Source organism: Mycobacterium sp. (assembly GCF_032162105.1).
GTDB lineage: Bacteria > Actinomycetota > Actinomycetes > Mycobacteriales > Mycobacteriaceae > Mycobacterium.
The window spans coordinates 1-3,036 of the sequence record NZ_JAVRPS010000662.1 but is presented as its reverse complement, the minus strand read 5'-3'; the positions used below and the strand labels follow the sequence as shown (position 1 = coordinate 3,036).

Genomic DNA, 3,036 nt, shown 5'->3' with positions numbered 1-3,036 from the left:
TTCAACGCCGAACAGAAGATGACGCTGACCGACGGCACCGAACTCACCCCGGCACTGGGCATCGGCGCGTTCGCCGACAAGACGCTGGTGCACCAGGGCCAGTGCACCAAGGTCGATCCGCAGGCCGACCCCGCGGTCGCCGGCCTGCTCGGCTGCGGCGTGATGGCCGGCCTTGGTGCTGCGGTCAACACCGGAGCGGTCAGCCGGGACGACACCGTCGCGGTGATCGGTTGTGGCGGTGTGGGTGACGCGGCGATCGCCGGCGCGGCGCTGGTGGGCGCCAGGCGGATCATCGCCGTCGACACGGACAACACCAAACTGAAGTGGGCCCGCGAGTTCGGCGCCACCCACACCATCAACGCCAAGGAACTCGACGTCGTCGAGACCATCCAGGATCTCACCGACGGCAACGGCGCCGACGTCGTGATCGACGCGGTCGGCCGTCCCGAGACCTGGAAGCAGGCGTTCTACGCCCGCGATCTCGCCGGAACCGTTGTGCTGGTGGGCGTTCCGACCCCGGACATGCGCATCGACATGCCGCTGGTGGACTTCTTCTCCCGCGGCGGGTCGCTGAAGTCGGCGTGGTACGGCGACTGCCTGCCCGAACGCGACTTCCCCACCCTGATCAGCCTCTACCTGCAGGGACGGCTGCCGCTGGACAAGTTCGTCTCCGAGCGCATCGGACTCGACGGCATCGAGGACGCCTTTCACAAGATGCACGCCGGTGAGGTGCTGCGGTCCGTGGTGATCCTCTAGTGGTCGCCATCGATCGCCTGGTCACCAGCGGCAAGTTCGAACTCGACGGCGGCAGTTGGGACGTCGACAACAACATCTGGCTGATCGGCGACGACTCCGACGTCATAGTGTTCGACGCCGCACACTCCGCCGCACCCATCATCGAAGCGGTCGGCGGCCGCAACGTCGTGGCGGTGGTCTGCACACATGGCCACAACGACCACATCACCGTCGCACCCGAGCTCGGCGAGACGCTCGACGCGCCGGTGCTCTTACATCCGGCCGACGACGTGCTATGGCGAATGACACATCCGGACAAGGACTTTCGTTCCTTCGAGGACGGCGCGGCGCTCTCGGTCGGCGGTGTCGAACTCCGTGCGCTGCACACCCCGGGACACTCGCCGGGATCGGTGTGCTGGTATGTGCCCGACCTGAACGCGGTCGTCAGCGGTGACACCCTGTTCCAGGGCGGCCCTGGAGCCACCGGGCGGTCCTACTCCGACTTTCCGACCATTCTCGATTCCATCTCGAAACGTCTGGGCATGCTGCCCGGGGAGACCGTCGTCTACACCGGGCACGGCGACAGCACCGTGATCGGCGACGAGATCGTGCACTACGACGAGTGGGTCGCGCGCGGCCACTAACTCCCGTCGAGGACCCGCTTCTTCTCGGCCTCGTACTCCGATTCGGCGAGTGCGCCCGAATCACGCAGCCGGGCAAGCGTATTGAGCTGCTCGATGCGGACACCCTGGTCGGTGGGGATGTACGGGTCGGCGGGTTGCGTGAACGTCGCAGGCGGCGGTGGGTAGGCCGTCGGGGGTTGGTAGCCGACCACCGGTGACTCGCTTCGCCTGACCCTGCTCGCCCAGATTCGCGCGATGATCAGGTCGACGACGGCAAGGCCGAAGATCGCCGCGAAGATGATCGGCAGATTGCCATGGCTGCTGCCGTGGCCGAACGCCAGCCGGGGGTCCAGGAACGCGCTGACATTGCCGTCGCTGGTGATGTCGTAGGTGCCCTCGGCCGCGACCTGCGCCACCCACACCCGCACCCTGGCATCGTTGTTCACCGTCGTCGTGCTGCCGATGTCCTCGGTGAGCACGGGGTCGGGCACGCCGGCCGGCGGGGCGATGTTGATCGACATCGGCGGGACGGGCAGGCCGCTGCCGCTGGTGCTGCCGACGAGCACCGTGTGGAAGGTGATCGTCACCTCACCGGCGGGCAGGTGCAGACTGCTCGATCCCGGGATCGGGACCTCGCCGAACGCGTCGTACTCGTCGAACACGAAGGCGTTGAGGATCAGCGTGGCGATGAAGCCGATGACCGACACCACCATGGTCACCACGGCGACGGTGGTCAGGGCCCGCGGGGCGGTCCGGCGACTCATGTTGCGCAGTCTGTCACGGCGAAGTCGTCAAAGCCGCGCCAATCGGTCAGGGTTGTTTGCCCAGTTCTGGGCTACCGTTTGACTCATGCCCGAATCGAGCATCGTGGTGCGGCCGGAGCCGATCGACAGCGGCTCCTACACCGCAGGTTCCCGGCTGCAGGCCGCCGGATTGCAGCGGGCGATAACGCTTTTCGAGCAGGCGGCCGACGTGGTGCCCATCCCCCGGTCGCCGCGCCCCATCGTCATCGCCGACTACGGCGCGGCAACCGGGCACAACTCGCTTCTGCCGATCGGCGCTGCGATCGGCAGGTTGCGCGCGCGGACCCGGCCCGAACACTCCGTGCTGGTCACGCACACCGACGTGCCCCAGAACGATTTCAGCGAACTCTTCCAAACGTTGAGCGACGACCCGGACACCTACCTCAAGAAGGACAATGCGTCGTTCGCGTCGGCGGTGGGACGCTCGTTCTACACCCAGATACTGCCGTCCAACAGCGTGAACCTGGCCTGGTCGTCGTGGTCGGTCCAGTGGCTGGGACGGGTTCCGATCCCCATTCCCGATCACATCGTGGTGTCGTCCAGCCGGGACGAGAAAGTATGCACCGCCTACGCCAAACAGGCCGCACACGACTGGCACGAGTTCGTCGCGTTCCGCGGTCGCGAACTGTGCCCGGGCGGGCGACTGGTCGTGATGACGCTGGCGATCGGCGAGGACGGCGAGTTCGGCTACCGGCCACTGCTGGACGCCGTGATGGAGACGCTCGCCGAATTATCGACCCGGAACGTGGTCACCGAGGACGAGGTACACCGGATGACCATCCCCATCGTGGGGCGCCGCGCCCGCGACTTCCTGTCACCGTTCGCGCCTTCGGGCACCTTCGAGAAGGTGTCGATCGTACACCTCGAGGTGTTCG

4 protein-coding genes are annotated in these 3,036 nt (G+C 66.8%); 3 read left to right on the top strand and 1 reads right to left on the bottom strand.

What is annotated here, in order from left to right; genetic code table 11:
* Together QOC69_RS33175 and QOC69_RS33170 are read left to right on the top strand one after the other, a co-directional pair.
* On the top strand, positions 1 to 756 hold a 756-nt coding region (locus QOC69_RS33175; protein WP_526446732.1), incomplete at its 5' end, for a zinc-binding dehydrogenase.
* Positions 756 to 1,379, top strand: a complete 624-nt coding sequence (locus tag QOC69_RS33170; protein WP_526446731.1) for an MBL fold metallo-hydrolase — start codon at positions 756 to 758, stop codon at positions 1,377 to 1,379. The genes QOC69_RS33175 and QOC69_RS33170, both read left to right, overlap by 1 nt.
* Here QOC69_RS33170 and QOC69_RS33165 read toward each other — a convergent pair.
* Entirely contained in the window at positions 1,376 to 2,122 is a 747-nt protein-coding gene (locus tag QOC69_RS33165) for an SHOCT domain-containing protein (protein WP_526446730.1), read from the bottom strand. The genes QOC69_RS33170 and QOC69_RS33165 overlap by 4 nt on opposite strands.
* Before the next feature lie 85 nt (positions 2,123 to 2,207).
* On the opposite strand from QOC69_RS33165, the gene QOC69_RS33160 reads away from it, so the two are divergent.
* A partial coding sequence (locus tag QOC69_RS33160; protein WP_526446729.1) for a class I SAM-dependent methyltransferase occupies positions 2,208 to 3,036 on the top strand: 829 nt, incomplete at its 3' end.